12 protein-coding genes, 1 tRNA gene and 1 pseudogene are annotated in these 16,745 nt (G+C 60.6%); 1 reads left to right on the top strand and 13 read right to left on the bottom strand.

The window, feature by feature from the left end:
* Positions 1–264 precede the first annotated feature (264 nt).
* Together IF10I1_RS13860 and IF10I1_RS13855 are read right to left on the bottom strand one after the other, a co-directional pair.
* On the bottom strand, positions 265–957 hold the full coding sequence (locus IF10I1_RS13860; RefSeq protein WP_208994280.1) for a hypothetical protein: 693 nt from the start codon (positions 955–957) through the stop codon (positions 265–267).
* Positions 945–1,313, bottom strand: a complete 369-nt coding sequence (locus IF10I1_RS13855; RefSeq protein WP_186393280.1) for a hypothetical protein — start codon at positions 1,311–1,313, stop codon at positions 945–947. The genes IF10I1_RS13860 and IF10I1_RS13855 overlap by 13 nt, the downstream gene beginning before the upstream one ends.
* A gap of 80 nt (positions 1,314–1,393) precedes the next feature.
* Between IF10I1_RS13855 and IF10I1_RS13850 the strand changes: the two genes are divergently transcribed.
* Positions 1,394–2,452, top strand: coding sequence for an acyltransferase (locus tag IF10I1_RS13850; protein WP_186393279.1), 1,059 nt, complete (start codon positions 1,394–1,396; stop codon positions 2,450–2,452).
* Positions 2,453–2,577: 125 nt separating this feature from the next.
* Here IF10I1_RS13850 and IF10I1_RS13845 read toward each other — a convergent pair whose 3' ends face one another.
* The 11 genes and pseudogenes from IF10I1_RS13845 to clpP all read right to left on the bottom strand — a co-directional run bounded on the left by IF10I1_RS13845 (position 2,578) and on the right by clpP (position 16,636).
* The gene (locus IF10I1_RS13845; protein ID WP_186393278.1) at positions 2,578–3,147 is read right to left on the bottom strand and encodes a Rha family transcriptional regulator; all 570 of its coding nucleotides are present in this window, start codon (positions 3,145–3,147) and stop codon (positions 2,578–2,580) included.
* Positions 3,148–3,407: 260 nt separating this feature from the next.
* The gene (locus IF10I1_RS13840; RefSeq protein ID WP_186393277.1) at positions 3,408–3,986 is read right to left on the bottom strand and encodes a ribonuclease H; all 579 of its coding nucleotides are present in this window, start codon (positions 3,984–3,986) and stop codon (positions 3,408–3,410) included.
* A gap of 99 nt (positions 3,987–4,085) precedes the next feature.
* Positions 4,086–7,799, bottom strand: coding sequence for a phage tail tip lysozyme (locus IF10I1_RS13835; RefSeq protein ID WP_186393276.1), 3,714 nt, complete (start codon positions 7,797–7,799; stop codon positions 4,086–4,088).
* A gap of 51 nt (positions 7,800–7,850) precedes the next feature.
* Positions 7,851–8,180 (bottom strand): annotated as a pseudogene (locus IF10I1_RS13830) (Bro-N domain-containing protein); the annotation flags it as partial.
* A 437-nt stretch (positions 8,181–8,617) separates the two neighbouring features.
* Positions 8,618–8,857, bottom strand: coding sequence for a hypothetical protein (locus tag IF10I1_RS13825; protein WP_186393275.1), 240 nt, complete (start codon positions 8,855–8,857; stop codon positions 8,618–8,620).
* 138 nt (positions 8,858–8,995) lie between these two features.
* Positions 8,996–10,483 carry an integrase gene (locus IF10I1_RS13820; protein WP_186393274.1) on the bottom strand — a complete coding sequence of 496 codons (1,488 nt, stop codon included), beginning with the start codon at positions 10,481–10,483 and terminating at the stop codon, positions 8,996–8,998.
* A 212-nt stretch (positions 10,484–10,695) separates the two neighbouring features.
* Positions 10,696–10,771, bottom strand: a tRNA-Val gene (locus IF10I1_RS13815).
* 491 nt (positions 10,772–11,262) lie between these two features.
* Entirely contained in the window at positions 11,263–11,538 is a 276-nt protein-coding gene (locus IF10I1_RS13810; protein WP_019964686.1) for an HU family DNA-binding protein, read from the bottom strand.
* 185 nt (positions 11,539–11,723) lie between these two features.
* Positions 11,724–14,162 (bottom strand): endopeptidase La, encoded by a 2,439-nt coding sequence (gene lon, locus IF10I1_RS13805; RefSeq protein WP_371328622.1) that lies wholly within the window; start codon positions 14,160–14,162, stop codon positions 11,724–11,726.
* A 346-nt stretch (positions 14,163–14,508) separates the two neighbouring features.
* Positions 14,509–15,774, bottom strand: coding sequence for an ATP-dependent Clp protease ATP-binding subunit ClpX (gene clpX / locus IF10I1_RS13800; protein ID WP_019964688.1), 1,266 nt, complete (start codon positions 15,772–15,774; stop codon positions 14,509–14,511).
* A gap of 226 nt (positions 15,775–16,000) precedes the next feature.
* Positions 16,001–16,636 (bottom strand): ATP-dependent Clp endopeptidase proteolytic subunit ClpP, encoded by a 636-nt coding sequence (clpP, locus tag IF10I1_RS13795; RefSeq protein WP_122520236.1) that lies wholly within the window; start codon positions 16,634–16,636, stop codon positions 16,001–16,003.
* Positions 16,637–16,745 lie beyond the last annotated feature (109 nt).

Here is a 16,745-nt window from a genome sequence, read left to right as displayed (position 1 = left end):
CTATGGAAAGACCACAGCCATGGACGCTACGGAGGGGAATGATAGAAAGGGTGATGGTCGGAGAAGGGCATAGCTATCACCCTCACCATTGATGATGAGATACAGGCTTCCCCCTGGACATGATCATACCTGAGCCCATGGTATGTGACCCTTCCGATTATTATCCAGAGATGTGGTCTTCCCGGCTTATGGCCGTCCTAGCATTGCCTATTCAGTGCCCCATGCTCTCTTAATAGGGGAATGACCGATAAAATGGGACACTCATCAATGATGGTCTTCCATCGTCATCATCAGCCGTGAGACAGTCTGCTTCGGCCATCCGGTCTGCCTCATCACTTCTGCCCGTGAGTGCCCCGAAGCCAGCAGCTCACGGATAACCTGTTTCTTGGTCTCCACCTTCCCCGTCTTCTCCGTCTCACCGGTCTTCCCTGCCAAGGCAGCACTGACCACGGCTTGCCCCTTCTCCGTGATGAGAATGCACTGTGTCTCCCTGCCCCCGTGGCTGAAGGCGATGGGGATGACAAGGCCGTCCTCCACCCCCGCACGGGTGACTTCTGGCACATGCTCATACATGGGCTTCGTCAGCCAAGGGGCGCATATCATCGGCACTTCCCTTGCCCGCAGAACACGGGCCACAGCCTCGGCTTTCTCAAGCTGGTCGTAAATCTTCCGGGAGGACAGGCCCAGTTCTCCGGAGAGCTTTGAGGCGGTCAGGCATCCCGTGACAACCTCACCCGTGAGGGGGTTGATGATTTCGCCTGCCCTGCGCTGCGGCACGCGGGGAAACTCCCGGCAATCGCTGCCCCCGGTCATCCGTAGGGGCTTCCCGCCACGGGCAAGAGCGGCTGTCTTCTGGGCGGCAAGCCAGCCCTTGTAGCTCGGCCGAGAACTCAGCCCAGTGCTGCGGTGCTCAACTGTGAGCGTCTCTTCGCCTCTGGCCCCCGTCATCGTGTCCAACCTGCTGCCGTGCGGCGCTGGTAGTAGCGGACGCCGTGGGCCTGGCAGTATTTGGTGGACCGGATGCCGATCTCACTGGCAGACTGCGAAAGACCAAACTCAGCACGGGCCTCCCGTGCGGAGATAAGCCGCCCATCCTTCTTCACCTCGGGCTCCTTCGGGGCGGTGAGCAATCCCGCGAGCATGCGCTGGGTTTCAGCCAGCACTCGGCTTGTCTCCGTCTGCTGCTGCATCAACTGGGCGAACAGCTCAGGCATCGGCATGGTCTGCTGATCACCGGCCCGCTCCTTCGCCTCACGGCTCTGAGCCTCTGCCTCCAGCTCCATCCACCGGTCGATGATGCGCGTGCGCCTCACGGATACCCCCTAGATTTCAACTTTTATATGCGCTAAGGACGTGGACCACCTCCCGATTTAGTGGAAGTCTTCCAGTCTCAATGAGCATTCGGTTTCTCAAGGATTATGACGGAAATAGAGAGAACAACTTCACACTTCTGCGTACACTGTTCGCCTTGCTAGTGTTGTTCGGTCATTCCTATCCGATCACAGGGAACGGCTATGACCCGATCTCTCTACTGATTGTTCCGCACACCGCCATCACCCAGCTCGCTGTCGGCGGGTTCTTTGCTATCAGCGGGTTCCTGATCACCGCATCGTTTGCGGGACGAGGCGCAATCCATTTCATCATCTCACGTGGGCTGAGGCTCTATCCAGGCATCATCATGTTCTGCGTAATCGCCACCCTGGTGATCGGCCCGCTAGGATCGAACGTCAGTCTCGGAGAGTATTTCGCCACGGTGAAGACTACGTACTTCCAGAACGCACCGCTCTGGTCGTGGCAGATGAACCTACCGTTCAATTTCATGGAGAACCCATTCCCAGGGAGCACGAATGGATCGATGTGGACGCTGCCGGTGGAGCTGCGCAGCTATCTACTGGTACTAGGCCTCGGCATCATGGGTGTATGGCGCAGGAGGGCTGCCGCTAATCTGATGATCATTGGTCTGCTCTATCTGGTGGTGTATGGGCCTGACCTTTCTTTCATCTTCTCCGGTGAAACCAGATACCAGCATCCGTTAACGTTCTTCCTGATGGGCTGCGCCGCCTGGGCGAACAGGGACTATATCCCTCTATCGGGGCCACTAGCCGTTCTGGCGCTAGTCGTCCCCCTGTTCGCCCTTTGGGGGCCTTACTTCCTGTTGGTCCATGCGGTTTGCACGGCCTATGTCATCTTCTATCTGGCGTATCGCACTCCGCATGTGGACTTGGATAGGTTTGGGGATGTCTCGTATGGCGTCTACATCTACGCGTGGCCGATCCAGCAGTTAGTCTGGTGGCCAGGGCAGGGCGGGATCACCAACGCATTGGTGTCAGCCTTGGTAGTGATACCTATCGCTTACCTCTCATGGCGTCTGGTTGAGAAGCCCGCCCTCGCGCTGCGGCATTACCTAGGAAAACCTAGATCAATCCCCCTCCAGAACGGCGGCCCTGCCTAGGACAGTGAGGCCCTGGCTTGATGTCAGGCGGAGACGAACACCTCTCTGATCACCCATGCCGGGTACTTGTTGACGCCCTGATCACTGCGGCGCTGGTAGTAGCGGACACCGTGAGCCTGGCAGTATTAGGTGGACCGGATGCCAATCTCACTGGCGGACTGCGAAAGACCAAACTCAGCACGGGCCTCCCGTGCGGAGATGAGACGCCCATCCTTCTTCGCCTCGGGCTCCTTCGTGTTGCCCGCAGTCCGCACAAGGTCAGCCACAAGCTGGACCAGAGGAGCGACCACATGCTCCTGCATCAGCTCGATATAGTGAGCCACCCGTCCATCGTAGATTACGTCCCGCGCAGGGATGCTGGGGGGAGCGGCCTTCTTCTGAGCCTCTGCCTCCAGCTCAATCCAGCGGTCGATGATGCGGGCACGGATGCGCGTCGAATACCCGGAGATGAGAATGAGGGTTTCACGCTTGGGGAGCTTGAAGCACGGATATGTCTGGCCGTTCTGCTTGTTGCGGTAGGTGTCCCCAAATCTGGGGAGACCCCCGGCACCATGCAGTTCAGTCAGCATTGCAGCAATGTCCCGCATCACGTGATCGTGGCGCTTCCCGGTGAGCTTGGCGATCTCCCGGCTGGACATGGTGAGGGCTTCGGTTGCTGCTGCGGCTGCTGCGGTGATGTTCGTGATCTGGTTCATTTTCGCATTTCCTATCTGTCAGGTGCGCATGACCAAGGCCCTCCCCCGGTTGAGACGGGGAAGGTGACTGGTCCTGTTGGCGCGATGCTTTGGGTGTGAGTAGGCGTCAGCCGGTGAGCGCCGGAGGTGGATAGGAGGGCAGCAGAGGCGGGACTTAGGTAAGACCTAGGTTTTACCTCTGATACATATCCTATGAATAGAAATCCTAGGTTTGACCTAGGTGGTCTTCGGTCCCCCTCTCCTCCTAAGGTGGGCCGCAATCAAGGCGCGTTATTGGCCACCCTTGCAATCTCACCAGACAGGAACAGCTCCGGGTGAAGCGTCTTGACAGACCGCTTCCTGTACATCCCGCCCGCAGCGTTCCGGGCCAGCATGTCCGCAAGCTCGTTGAGGGTATCGCCGGAGTGTCCCTTCACCTTCTCCCACAGGATGGTCTTTCCATCACAGGCCGCGTCCAGCCGCTCCCACAGGTCATGACTTAGCACCCACCCCCTGTCCGCAGTGCGCCAGCCGTTCTGCTTCCACTTCGGTAACCACTCGGTCATGCCTTTCATGACGTAGGCTGCATCCGTACGCAGGATGGCGGGCGTATCCGTCTCCATCATCCTCTCGGCAGCAATGGCAGCAGCCGTAAGCTCCATGCGGTTATTCGTGGTGCTCAGCTCTTCCGAGTGAGCTGCATAAGCCGCCTGCCGCAGGACTTTGCCGCCCTGCTTCAACTGCTTGACGATGCCCCAGCCACCCGCTCCGGGGTTGCCCAGACATGAACCGTCCACTGTGATCACGTAATGCCTTCCTGCGGTGACAGTGCGCAGGTCTGCTTCGCTGTTCGTTTCCATGGCTATCCTTTCGATGCTGGGCATAAGAAATGACAAAGCCCCCGCCACTGCTGGACTTGGCAATGACGGGGGCCGGGTTAGGGTTTCGGGTATTCCGGGTTATTTCTTCGGCGTCCACTCGGGCAGGCTCCGAACCATCCCGGAGTAGAGCTGCGCAATCCCGTGGAGGTTCTGGAAAGGCAGCATGCGGGCGAAGGTCCGGGCATCCTCCTGAGAAAGACGCTTGCCCCGTGCCAGTTGCCCGGCTGTCTGATAGGACGTGATGACGCTGTCCCCCAGGTCTGCCGTGGGGTTCCCCCAGAACAGCCCGCCCGAGAGCTGGGTATTCCGGGCATCAAACAGGGGCGTGCCCTCGGGCGTGAAGGCAGAGGCCGCAAGGTCGATCAGGGGCGGAAAGATGCTGGCCCATGTCGAGTTCTGGATGCCTGCCGTGACAATGTTCCCAAGCGTCAGCCGCTTCTTAAGGTACTCCTCCCGGTCACTGCGGCCAATCGAGTTGGCATGTGTGCGGGCGACATAGACCATAGCAGCGGCCACGGTGCTCCCGATGAAGGACACAGCCGTTCCCGTGTCCCGGAAGTTGATCCCCTGTAGGAACTGCTTGGTGTACGCTTGGAGCATGAAGGAGCGGAACTGGAGGAAGGTGCGGGCAAGCGGCTTGCTCATCCACATGGCCATGCCTCCAATGTCGTTCTCCTGAATGATGGTCCGGGAGAGCCGGAAGGCACCAAGCTTGAAGGCAGAGACGGCCTCCTGGTCTGCCCACTTGTCGAGGTTCATGGAGCGGACGTTCTTCCCCTCGAACTTCGCATGCTGCCGGATGCTTTCGGAGATGCGCTCCGCCATCTCAGCATCAAGGCCAAGAGCCTCAAGCCGCCTCGGGTTCACCTTGATGCGTCCTTGGGCCAGCATGGCGAAGTGGTTGTAGATGGCCCTGCCCGTCCAGCGCTGGAGCAAGGTGTTGATAGGAGCCATCCCGGAGGCTGCGGAGACCACGCGCTTGGCCCCCTGCTGGAAGTCATCCACGCCCTTGAGCCAAGGGTTAGCGAAATCATCCATGGGGTTCTCGAAGGTATCCATCCTGCGGTGACTGGTGTGCCTTACCCAGTCCGTGCCTACGCCCATGATGTTCTCGATCTCATCAGCGAGGCCATCATCAAGCTTTCCCGTCCTGGCATTGCGCCACATGGAACGGAACGAAGGCATGTTGGTGAAAGCTGCCTTGACGCCCAGATGACCAACCGTGTTCTTGAACTCCGATATCTGAGCCCAGCCCACCTGCCCCATGACACGAAGGAAGTTGTAATCACGGGCCATGCGGAGGGCGTGGTTCCATGCGCTGTTCTTGTCATGCCTGCGCCCGACGATGGTGTCATAGGCCCAGTTCATGCGCTCCACGTCCTTGACGTTCTTTGCCGCTTTGATCCCCATCTCGTCACCCACGGCAATCACCTTGTCCATGAGCGTCTTCCACTCTCCATCTGAGGTGATGCCGTTGACGAAGAACTCATCCGCAGCGTCCCCCGGTGTCCACTTGGGGTTCCTGATCTGGAGCCGGGCCATGGCGATGCGGCCCGACATAGTGCGCATGTAACTCCGCATGAGCTGGTCAGCGTCATTGATGAACAGGTCAGAGATGCGGAATGCTTCCCGGCCCCCGTTGCGTGTGGGGAGGACTTCCGAGAACTGCTCATCATAGAAGGCACGCTGCTTCCCATGGCGGCTTGCGCCGTCCCCCGGCTGCGGCTTCATGTGGGCGATCATCTGATCAATCTCCAGCTCGGAAAGGTCCGTGCCGTCCATGAGGTGAGCCTTAAGCCCGTCAAGGTCTTCACCCGAGAACGCCCTATGTGCGCCCTGAACTTCACCTGCGGACATCCCGTGGAGCTTCCGAAGGTAGCCCCGCATGAACTTCTCGGCGGCTTCCTCGGAGATTTCCTTGTTCACAGCCATCACACCACGGGCCATGAACTTCACCAGCGTGGCATGTCCGAACTTGCTGAGGGCGTTGTGGACCGCCCCCAGATCGAACATTCGGGGGACGTAGAAGTCATTCCGGCCCTTGCCCTCGAAGCCGCGAAGGGGGCGGAGCTGACGGCCATCCAGAACGCCGGGGTTCGCTGCCATCTCGGCAAAGTCCCCCAAGATTTCCCGCTGCACCGCGCCCTGTGCCTTCACAGCGGGGTCATATTCCTGAAAGAGGTTCCGGTCCCGCGTGAACTGGGTCACCTCTTCATGGAACTGCTGCATGGAGGCACCGGGGTTCCGCTTCTTGAAGTCACGGAAGTTGGCGGCGCTGCGGGATGCCCACTTGGCGCTGCTGGTGATCTCAATCCACTGCTGGACTTCGGACGCGCCTATGGGCGTGATGCCCGACTTGTTCCGGGCAGCATCCTCCACGAGCTGGTCACCGATCATGGCCGTGAGGCTGTTGTCAGAACTTTTCAGTGAATATGAAACGTCATAGCGGGGCGCATGGAAGACATCCGGCTTCACTGCATCCCGCACGATTTCCGAGGTATCCCCACGGAGAGGCTGCACGGAGCTAACCTGCGCAGCACCTGCCGTGGAACCCCCTTGATGCCTGCCGGTGGCGGCGTCCCGCAACTGCTTCCCGATGGCCTCCAGACGGTCTGCTTCGGCTTGTGTGTGCGGGTTCTTCCGCAGCGTCCCGAAGGCACCACCCAAGCCCATGCCAACACCTACCGCCCAGTAAAACTCACTGTCCTCATAGGTCGGCTTGTTCGCGGCCATGACCGCCTCAGAAAGGGCCGTGCCTGCCCCTGCTTCCGCTGCGGTGAGGCCAGCCATTCCGGCCTTGCCAAACCGGGCACCGATAGCAGCCGGGGCACCTACGCCGAAGGATGCAGCAGAGACGCCCGCAGCCGCAGCCCATGCGAGCGGGTCAGTCAGGCCAGCGGCTACAGAAAGAGCCGTGCCGCCCCAGCCCATCCCTGCCAGACGCTGCTCAGCGGCTAGGGTCTTCTCCAGAGATGCCCGGATGCCTTCCGCCTGCTTCATGGAGTACGCACCGGAGAAGCGGTCCCAGTATCGCTCCGGGATGCCATCGGTGAGCTTTTCCATGGTGTCCATGTCCAGCCGGAACTTCGGGTCCGGTGCCCACTCGGGCTTATCCTGCCAGAGCTGCGCAAGGGACCATTGGGTGTATACGGCGTCCTTGGTGGCCTGCCACAGGTTGACATCTCCGGCAGCGTCCTCACGCTCCTGCGCCTGAGCACGAAGCTCCGCCTCAGTGAAGGGCACCACCGGAGCGGAGGCGTCCATGGCATTCACGGCATTCCCTGAGGAGCCCACCCGGTATTCCGAAGACCCACCGCCGATGCCCAAGGTGGTCACCGGAGGAGGCGTTACGCCGGTCATGAGCCCGAACGCGGTGTTGGCGAACTGGAGCCGCCCGGAATAGTTATGCCCGTTCCGGGGTGTGTTCGGGGTCCAGCCTTGGGGACGCTCAAAGCCGATGAAGGCCGCTGTTGCCTCGTCCACAGTCTTGGCATTCATCAGGGCATTGAACGCCTTGGTCTCCTTCGTGCGAAGCTCAAGGTCCACCATCTCAAGCTGAGTGGTCAGGTCATACGGGTCTTTGCCCTGCGCCTTCGCCCATGCGGTCAGAGGTTCCCACCGGTCGGGGTGCCACTGGGCAATGCCCTTGGCCTTCCCGCCGTCACCCACTGCATCCGTGCGGAAGGAGCTTTCGCCCATGAGGTTGCCGACGATGCCCGCCGCTTGGGCATGGGAGTAGCCCTTGGACATGAAGAAGTCGAATGCCGTGCGGACGGCGGGGTTCTGCTGCATTTTTGAGGTGTCCTTAGAAATCTGTGGAAAATCGCCGCGTTGTGAGGCGTTCTAAGGTGGGCCGTAATTGACGCCGCGCTGGCCCGGTGCCGTCTCGCGTGCCTCTTCGTTCAGCAGGTAGCCGCCCGTCTTACGAATAGACGGGAGGACTTCGCGGGTGACCCAATCCTGGAACTTGCGGGCCTCCGGTTTGTCGGAGCGCATGATGAGCTTGTAGAGGCCGCTTTCGGAGACGGTGTTGACGTGACTGCCACGGAAACCCTTAATCTGAGTAAGGGTTATTTCGTCACGTCCGATGTTCCTGAGCGCGTTCGTCACTTGGGAAAGACCAAGGATGCGGCACACGTCAGCCGCAACGAACCACGGCTGGCCGTCGATCTCGACTACGCGAACGGTGTTGGAGAGGTAGCACTCAAATTTAAGGGCTACTAAACCGCCCCCGTCAGATACGGCAGGCGCTCTTGCAGGGCCACCAGAAACGCCCTAAGCTATTCCTTGGCCGGAGCCGAAAGGCCACGAGCCCCCTTTGCTAGAGGGTGAAAATCAGGGTCACGGTAAGCGACACCGTGGCCCTTTTACATTTCCAGAGGTGAAGCCCTTGTCAGTCCGTGGGCATCCCTAGGCCATCGACGCGCCGACACTCCAGCCCACCCAAGCCGCAGCCGCCCAGCATGCTACCCTGATCGGGAAGGCAAAGTATGAGACGCGCAGCAGCATGTTCATGAACTGGCTGGAGGAGCAGAGTATCGCGTGGACCGCGCCAAACGCCGCATTGACTGCAATGTAGGTTCCAATACCAGCGAGAACGGCAAGAACCATTACCGCGCCCCCTCAACCGAAAGGACGCCCTGAATGCGGCCTGCATAGAACTCGACGTTCATTGCATCCGTCCTGTCCATGCCAAAGCCCACGGCAGTTTCCCGCCATTCAATCCACAGGCTGCGGCTGGTGAACGGCAGGTGGAGAAAGAGGCCGTGCCCGGCAAAGCCGAAGCGGTGGGTGATGCCGTCCCGGATGTTCAAGGCAAGGTCACGGGCTGCGGCTGCGAAGAAGTGCATAGGATGTTCCAATCAAAACTGCTGTTGAGGAATGGGGCATGGAAGCCCCCAAGGGGACGCACGAAGGCATAGCGATGGCCCCGCCTGTGGAAGAGACAGGAAAACCGGATGCTGTTCATGAGCCCACCGTGGGGCTCCTTATGCGCTTTCCTTGATCATCAGCGGAATTGCCGGAACCTTCCGAATTTCCCTTGCAAGACCGGGCAGCATTGCTTGGCTCTTGCCATATCCCTCACTGGATTTTCCAGAAGCGCGTCCCGTGATGTACATCCGGGCGGCATCGGTAACACCCCCGTTCATGCACTGGTCCTCAAACAGGTGCCGCCATCCGTGATTGGGCGCAAGTTCGGCACGTACAATGCGCAGCTTGTCCCGTACCCACTCCGCAATATTGGCTTGTGCGCGTGTGGGGAAAATGCGCAGCGCAGGCCGCCCGGAGAGGCTGGCGATGAAATCCACCAGTCCCTCCCTGATCACCTCAGGATGGACAGGAACAACCCGCTCGCTTGCTCTGGTCTTGAGGGTCTTCCCCCCTGCGGTTGTCAGCCGGTAGAAAAAGTCCTGCCCGACATGGAAGAAATCCCCCGGCGTCAATTGGGCAAGTTCATTGATGCGGGCACCTGAATAAGCGGTCATCCAAGGAAGCCAGCGCAGGTCCGGGGAACTCTCCAGCCGTGCTGCCGTGAGGACGCGGGCCGCTTCTTCCATGGTGAAGGTACGGGCATCACTCGCCACTGTCTGGAAGGCTGGCGCTTTGACGATGGCAAGCGGGTTCCCGGATGGATAAAGCTCCCCTAGGCTATGCTGCCGCGCCCACTCGACCACAGTGCGCAGGTTCTGTAACCGCTGCTTGATGGTGTTGTTCGATAGCTCCCCCTTTTCCAGCATGTCCCGCTTCCAAGCATCGGCTTCCCTTGCTGTGATGTTTGCAGCATCAGGACTGCCCCGGAACTCGCAGAACCCGGCAGCGGCTATCTGGAACTTCTTCACAGTTGCCCCCCGGAGGGCCACCGCGTCACGCCCCGCAGAGCGCCTGCGGACTTCCTCTGAGATAACCGCCTCAAGAGTGAGGGCGTTCCCCGTCTCGCTCTGCTTCGGAGTTGAGGCAGCAACGGCAGCAGGGGGCACAAACTCAGGGTAACGGTTAGTCTCGCCTGTGTCGGAATAGTCGCCTAGGGCCTTCCTGAGGTTGACGCCCGCAGCCTCATCAAGGGCTGCTGCTGCCAGCTCAATGAGTTTCCACCGCTGTTGAGGGCTTACAGAAAGGCCGCGCTGGGCCAGCTTCACATCTGCAAATTGCCCGAAGCGGTTCTCCATATCCGCAAGCTTCGTCTCATCGGAAGCGATCTTGAGAGGATGAACGCGCCCTGCTCGTGCTTTTGTGTTCCATTCGATGACAGCCGCCCATGTCGATGCGTTCCCCGGTTCGTCATCAAACGCCTCAACAAAGGCGCTCCGAACCTCACCAGCAAGTGCAAGCAGTTGCTTATGGCTCAGCACCACGGGTGGCGATGAGAGCGCCTGCAATACGCTCTGGAGGACGGCATAGGCTTCCCCGAAGCGGGCCTTGGCTGTAGCTGCGTCTGCCGTGTCGAGGGATAGCTTCACGGTGTCGCTGATCTTCACGGCCTTCCACGTTCCCGCAACAGGGAGGAAAGCTGTTCGCCCCCGCACCTGCTTTGCCAGATGCGAAGGGACGCGGATGCGAAGATAGTAGCGTCTGCCGATAAGGGCTGGAGAGGGCATCAAAAGGCTCATTGTGTACCACCGCTGTGTACCAGTCAGGCGGTCAGAACTCCAGCAATTCCAGAATATTCAATCATTTCAAAGGCTTGAAATGGTGGGCGGTGAGAGACTCGAACTCCCGACATCCTCGGTGTAAACGAGGCGCTCTACCAACTGAGCTAACCGCCCGGCACTGATGGCCAGCCGGATCAGGGCGATCCGGAAGCCCGTCTTTTAGGGGCAATGATCCGGCTTGGCAAGGGCCAAGGGACCTTCAAGCGCTTTTCCTGAGGGCTCTGGATAACCTGTTGATGGCGGCGCGGCAGACGCGCTTCAGATGGCGGAAAACCGAGGTTTCACACCTTCCCGCAATGAGCTTTCCTGATTGCGGCCTGCTCAAGCCCTTGCGGCGTTGGAGCATTTTCAGGGCGGGATACGCCGGCATCGCAAGACCTGGCTTTACAGCCACCGGTGCCAGCCGCAGGTACCCGCCTCTCCCCTGCCCGCTTCCCTCTTGCCCGGCGGAACGGAAAAACCCGCGTATGGAGACCATACGCGGGTTTTCGGGCGGGTTGAGCACCAGGCTCCGGATGCAGATGCTGCCGGGACGCGGCGGCTCAGCGCCGCACGGGCTTTACCGTGCCGCCCGAAGGCGGCCCGGTAAAGGCTCCGGAACTGCCTTAGGCGTTCACGGCGTCCTTGAGGCCCTTGCCGGCCTTGAACTTCGGCGTCTTGGAAGCCGGGATCTGGATCGTTTCGCCAGTGCGCGGGTTGCGGCCTTCGGTGGCTGCACGCTCGGAAACCGAGAAGTTGCCAAAGCCGATGATGCGGACTTCGTCACCGCCCTTGAGCGCCTGGGTCACGGCGTCGAACGTGGCGTCGACGGCTTCACCGGCCTGAGCCTTGGTCAGGCCAGTCTTCTCAGCCACGGCCGCGATCAGATCGTTCTTGTTCATAGCAGTCCCTTTCTACAAAACGGCGGAAAGCAGGCGATTCTCGCCAAAGCCGCTGGCCGGAAATTCGTGCGAAACAGACGGCAAAGCAAGCCATTTTTTCGCAGAAAACCGCCGTTTTCACCCGATTCTCCAAGAAAAAAGCCCCGGCACAGGCCGGGGCTCCCATTATTTCATGCATTCACGCTTCAATGGGCAATCAAACCGGATGCATCATCGTCGCTGGAACGCTGATCAGAAGTTGCAGCCGCCTGGGCCGCCTCATCCCATTCGATCGCCTCCGGCATGCGCAACAGGGCCGTCTTCAGGACCTGCTCCATGCTGGAAACCGGGATGATTTCCATCCCGTTCTTCACGCTGTCCGGAATATCCGCCAGATCCTTGGCGTTGTCTTCCGGGATCATGACGGTCTTGATGCCGCCGCGCAGCGCGGCCAGAAGCTTCTCCTTCAGCCCGCCGATCGGCAGGATGCGGCCGCGCAGGGTGATCTCGCCCGTCATCGCCACATCACGGCGGACCGGAATGCCGGTCATGACCGAAATGACGGCGGTGGCCATGGCGATGCCCGCAGACGGGCCATCCTTCGGCGTCGCGCCTTCCGGCACGTGCACGTGGATGTCGCGCTTGTCGAACAGCGGCGGCTGAATGCCGAAGTCGACGGCACGCGAGCGCACATAAGACGCAGCGGCGGAGATGGACTCCTTCATCACGTCGCGCAGGTTGCCCGTCACCGTCATCTTGCCCTTGCCGGGCATCATGACGCCTTCGATGGTGAGCAGTTCGCCGCCGACTTCCGTCCAAGCAAGCCCGGTGACCACACCGACCTGATCCTCGAGCTCTGCCTGGCCATAGCGGTAGCGCGGCACGCCGAGATACTTCTCGACCAGTTCCTCATCCACGGCGACCGTCTTCACGCCGGTCATGAGGATGTCCTTCACCGCCTTACGGGCCAGCGTTGCCAGTTCGCGCTCAAGATTACGCACGCCCGCCTCACGGGTGTAGCGGCGAATCACGAAACGCAGGGCCTCTTCGCTGACGGAGAACTCTCCGTCCTTCAGGCCATGGTCCTTTTCGGACTTCGGCAGCAGGTGGCGGCGGGCGATCTCCAGCTTCTCATCTTCCGTGTAACCGGCGATGCGGATGATCTCCATACGGTCCATCAGCGGGCCGGGGATATTCAGCGTGTTGGCCGTCGTCACGAACATCACGTCCGAAAGGTCATATTCGACCTCCAGATAGTGGTCCATGAAGGTGCTGTTCTGCTCAGGATCCAGCACTTCCAGCAGCGCCGAAGACGGGTCGCCACGGAAGTCCATGCCCATCTTGTCGATTTCGTCGAGCAAGAAGAGCGGGTTGGAGCGCTTGGCCTTCTTCATCGACTGGATGACCTTGCCGGGCATCGAGCCGATGTAGGTGCGGCGGTGGCCGCGAATCTCGGCTTCGTCGCGCACGCCGCCCAGCGAGATGCGCACGAATTCGCGTCCCGTTGCCTTGGCGATGGACTTGCCGAGCGAGGTCTTGCCGACGCCCGGAGGGCCGACGAGGCAGAGGATCGGCCCCTTCAGCTTGTTGGCGCGGGCCTGCACGGCGAGATACTCGACGATGCGCTCCTTGACCTTGTCGAGACCGAAGTGATCGGTGTCCAGCACCTTTTCAGCCAGTGACAGATCGTGCTTGACCTTGCTCTTCTTGCCCCAGGGAATGCCGAGAATCCAGTCCAGATAGTTGCGCACCACGGTGGCTTCCGCCGACATGGGGCTCATCTGCTTCAGCTTCTTGACTTCGGCCTGGGCACGCTCGCGCGCTTCCTTGCTGAGCTTGGTCTTCTTGATGCGCTCTTCCAGTTCGGCCAGCTCGTCACGGCCATCCTCGCCGTCGCCAAGCTCCTTCTGGATCGCCTTCATCTGCTCGTTGAGATAGTACTCGCGCTGGGTCTTTTCCATCTGGCGCTTGACGCGCGAGCGAATGCGCTTTTCCACCTGCAGGACGGAGATCTCGCTCTCCATCAGCCCCAGCACGCGCTCCAGACGCTCGGCCACCGAAACGATGGCGAGAATGTCCTGCTTCTCCGGGATCTTGATGGCCAGATGCGAGGCAATGGTATCGGCCAGCTTCGAGTAGTCCTCGATCTGGTTGATGGTGCCCAGAACCTCCGGCGAGACCTTCTTGTTCAGCTTCACATAGTTCTCGAACTCGGCAACGACGGAGCGCGCCAGAGCTTCGATCTCGATGTTCTCGCCGTCCTTCTCGGGCAGCACGACAGCCTCGGCCTCGTAGAAGTCCTCGCGGCCGGTGTAATTGGTGATCTTGGCGCGGGCACCGCCTTCGACCAGCACCTTGACGGTGTTGTCGGGCAGCTTCAGCAGCTGCAGCACCGTCGCCAGCGTGCCGACCTCATAGATCTGATCCGTGGCCGGATCATCATCCGCCGCGTTGATCTGGGTGGCCAGAAGAATGTGCTTGTCGGACGTCATGACCTCTTCGAGGGCGCGGATCGATTTTTCCCGGCCGACAAACAGGGGCACGATCATGTGCGGAAACACGACAATGTCGCGCAGCGGCAGCACGGGATAAACCGTCTTTTCCGCCTCGTTGAGGGAGCGCGTTTCAGATTCGCTCATGTCCATTCCTTTCTTGCCGCACGCCTGTGTCCCGGGAGGGGGGACCGCATGCAGCGCTTTTGGGATGGCCCTCCGGTCCCGGGGTGGTCCGGATGAGGGCCGGCTGATCCCGCCTCACATGAGCACGAATGTCAGCCGCCAAACCATCGTCATGGTCTATTAGGTGGACACCCGCACCATGGGTGTCAAGGCAAGGCAGCAATATCCCTTCAGCTTGCCTGTTGACGACCGGGCCGCAATCCGCCCTCCCCCGCCAGACGCAGCGAAAAACCGTCATTCCGCGCCCCGGACGAAACAGAAATGCCGCCCCGAGGCGGCATTTCAGAACTGCGTGAACGCAAGGCCGGAAGGCTCAGGCGCTCGTTGCCGTGGTCTCGGCGCGGTCCTCGTAGATGTAGAGCGGACGGGCCTTGCCATCCACCACTTCCGGCGAGATGACAACTTCCTTGACGCCCTTGAGGCCGGGCAGCTCGTACATGGTGTCGAGCAGGATGGCCTCCAGGATGGAGCGCAGGCCGCGGGCACCCGTCTTGCGCTCGATGGCGCGGCGGGAAATCGCCTTGAGAGCCTCGTCGTGGAAGGTCAGTTCCACGTTCTCCATCTCGAACAGGCGCTGGTACTGCTTGACCAGAGCGTTCTTCGGCTCGGTCAGGATCGTCACCAGCGCTTCCTCATCGAGGTCTTCCAGCGTGGCGATGACCGGCAGACGGCCGACGAATTCCGGGATCAGGCCGAACTTCAGCAGATCCTCGGGCTCCAGCTCGGAGAACAGCTCGCCGATGCGGCGGTCTTCCGGGCCCACCACATTGGCCTTGAAGCCGATGGTGGACTTGCGGCCGCGGTCGGAGATGATCTTGTCGAGACCGGCAAAGGCGCCGCCGCAGATGAACAGGATGTTGGTCGTGTCCACCTGCAGGAATTCCTGCTGGGGATGCTTGCGCCCGCCCTGCGGCGGAACGGAAGCCACGGTGCCTTCCATGATCTTCAGCAGGGCCTGCTGCACGCCTTCGCCCGACACGTCGCGGGTGATGGACGGGTTGTCGGCCTTGCGGCTGATCTTGTCCACCTCGTCGATGTAGACGATGCCGCGCTGCGCCCGCTCGACATTGTAGTCGGCGGCCTGAAGCAGCTTGAGGATGATGTTCTCCACGTCCTCGCCCACGTAGCCGGCTTCCGTCAGCGTGGTGGCATCGGCCATGGTGAAGGGCACATCCAGGATGCGCGCGAGCGTCTGGGCCAGCAGCGTCTTGCCGCAGCCGGTGGGGCCGCAAAGCAGGATGTTGGACTTGGCCAGTTCGACGTCGTTGTTCTTGCTGGCGTGATTCAGGCGCTTGTAGTGGTTGTGAACCGCCACGGACAGCACCTTCTTGGCGCTGTTCTGCCCGATCACGTAGTCATCGAGGACACGGCGAATCTCTTGCGGCGTCGGAATCCCGTCGCGCGATTTCACCAGCGAGGACTTGTTCTCCTCGCGTATGATGTCCATGCACAGCTCGACACATTCATCGCAGATGAAAACAGTCGGACCGGCGATCAGCTTGCGAACTTCATGCTGGCTCTTGCCGCAGAACGAGCAGTAGAGCGTATTCTTGGAGTCGCTGCCGCTGGCCTTCGTCATCTATTCAACCCCGCAGGTTCCGGAAGGGGCACGCCCCTTCCTTTCTGTCTCCCGAAGCTGGCCCGTCCAGCCGCTCCGGTTCCGGTCCGAGACCGCATTTCCGGCCTTTACGAACAAACATGCTCCATGCTTCGCCCGTAAAGATCAACATTCGTTTAAGCCGGTCATCCAAACAATGACCTGTTGAAGGAAGAGGAGCCGGCAAAGCTCCCTTCCCTCATACCCCTCAGGCGCTTTCGCCGCCAGAGAGGCTGTTGCGGTCGGCAATCACATTGTCGATGATGCCGAATTCCTTTGCCGTTTCCGCCGTCATGAAGTTGTCGCGCTCAAGAGCCTCTTCCACCTGGTCGAGGGTCTGGCCCGTGTGCTTCACGTAGATTTCATTCAGGCGGCGCTTCAGGCTCAGGATTTCCTTCGCATGCAGCATGATGTCGGACGCCTGGCCACGGAACCCGCCGGACGGCTGGTGCACCATGACGCGCGCGTTCGGCAGCGCAAAGCGGGAACCCTTGTGGCCGGCTGCCAGCAGCAGCGAGCCCATCGAGGCGGCCTGGCCGATGCAGAGCGTCGACACTTCCGGCCGGATGAACTGCATGGTGTCATAGATCGCAAGGCCGGCCGTCACGAGGCCGCCGGGCGAATTGATGTAGATCGAGATTTCCTTCGTCGGGTTTTCCGACTCAAGGAACAGCAGCTGCGCGCAGATCAGCGTCGCCATATGATCCTCGACCGGGCCGGTGAGGAAAATGATGCGTTCCTTCAGGAGGCGCGAGTAGATGTCGAAGGCCCGTTCGCCGCGGCTGGTCTGCTCGACGACCATCGGCACGAGCGTGTTCGTGTAGAATTCGACAGGATCCTGCATACCTCATCCATCTTCTGGCTTTGCCGCCCGCAGGCCACCGGGGCGCGGGCAGACAGCGTTGAAACGCATCTTCGTCAGTCAGGCACCGCACCGTTGCGCGGCCCTTTGA

Origin of the sequence: Pannonibacter sp. I15F10I1 (assembly GCF_900185665.1) — a bacterium.
GTDB classification, from domain to species: Bacteria; Pseudomonadota; Alphaproteobacteria; order Rhizobiales; family Stappiaceae; genus Pannonibacter; species Pannonibacter indicus.
This window is presented reverse-complemented; position numbering and strand designations above follow the sequence as displayed.

What these genes read in the sequence shown, in the direction of transcription:
- IF10I1_RS13850 (WP_186393279.1), top strand. Translation starts at nt 1,394, where the DNA reads ATGAGCATTCGGTTTCTCAAGGATTATGACGGAAATAGAGAGAACAAC.
- IF10I1_RS13845 (WP_186393278.1), bottom strand. Translation starts at nt 3,147, where the DNA reads ATGAACCAGATCACGAACATCACCGCAGCAGCCGCAGCAGCAACCGAA.
- IF10I1_RS13840 (WP_186393277.1), bottom strand. Translation starts at nt 3,986, where the DNA reads ATGGAAACGAACAGCGAAGCAGACCTGCGCACTGTCACCGCAGGAAGG.
- IF10I1_RS13835 (WP_186393276.1), bottom strand. Translation starts at nt 7,799, where the DNA reads ATGCAGCAGAACCCCGCCGTCCGCACGGCATTCGACTTCTTCATGTCC.
- IF10I1_RS13825 (WP_186393275.1), bottom strand. Translation starts at nt 8,857, where the DNA reads ATGCACTTCTTCGCAGCCGCAGCCCGTGACCTTGCCTTGAACATCCGG.
- IF10I1_RS13810 (WP_019964686.1), bottom strand. Translation starts at nt 11,538, where the DNA reads ATGAACAAGAACGATCTGATCGCGGCCGTGGCTGAGAAGACTGGCCTG.
- lon (WP_371328622.1), bottom strand. Translation starts at nt 14,162, where the DNA reads ATGGACATGAGCGAATCTGAAACGCGCTCCCTCAACGAGGCGGAAAAG.
- clpX (WP_019964688.1), bottom strand. Translation starts at nt 15,774, where the DNA reads ATGACGAAGGCCAGCGGCAGCGACTCCAAGAATACGCTCTACTGCTCG.
- clpP (WP_122520236.1), bottom strand. Translation starts at nt 16,636, where the DNA reads ATGCAGGATCCTGTCGAATTCTACACGAACACGCTCGTGCCGATGGTC.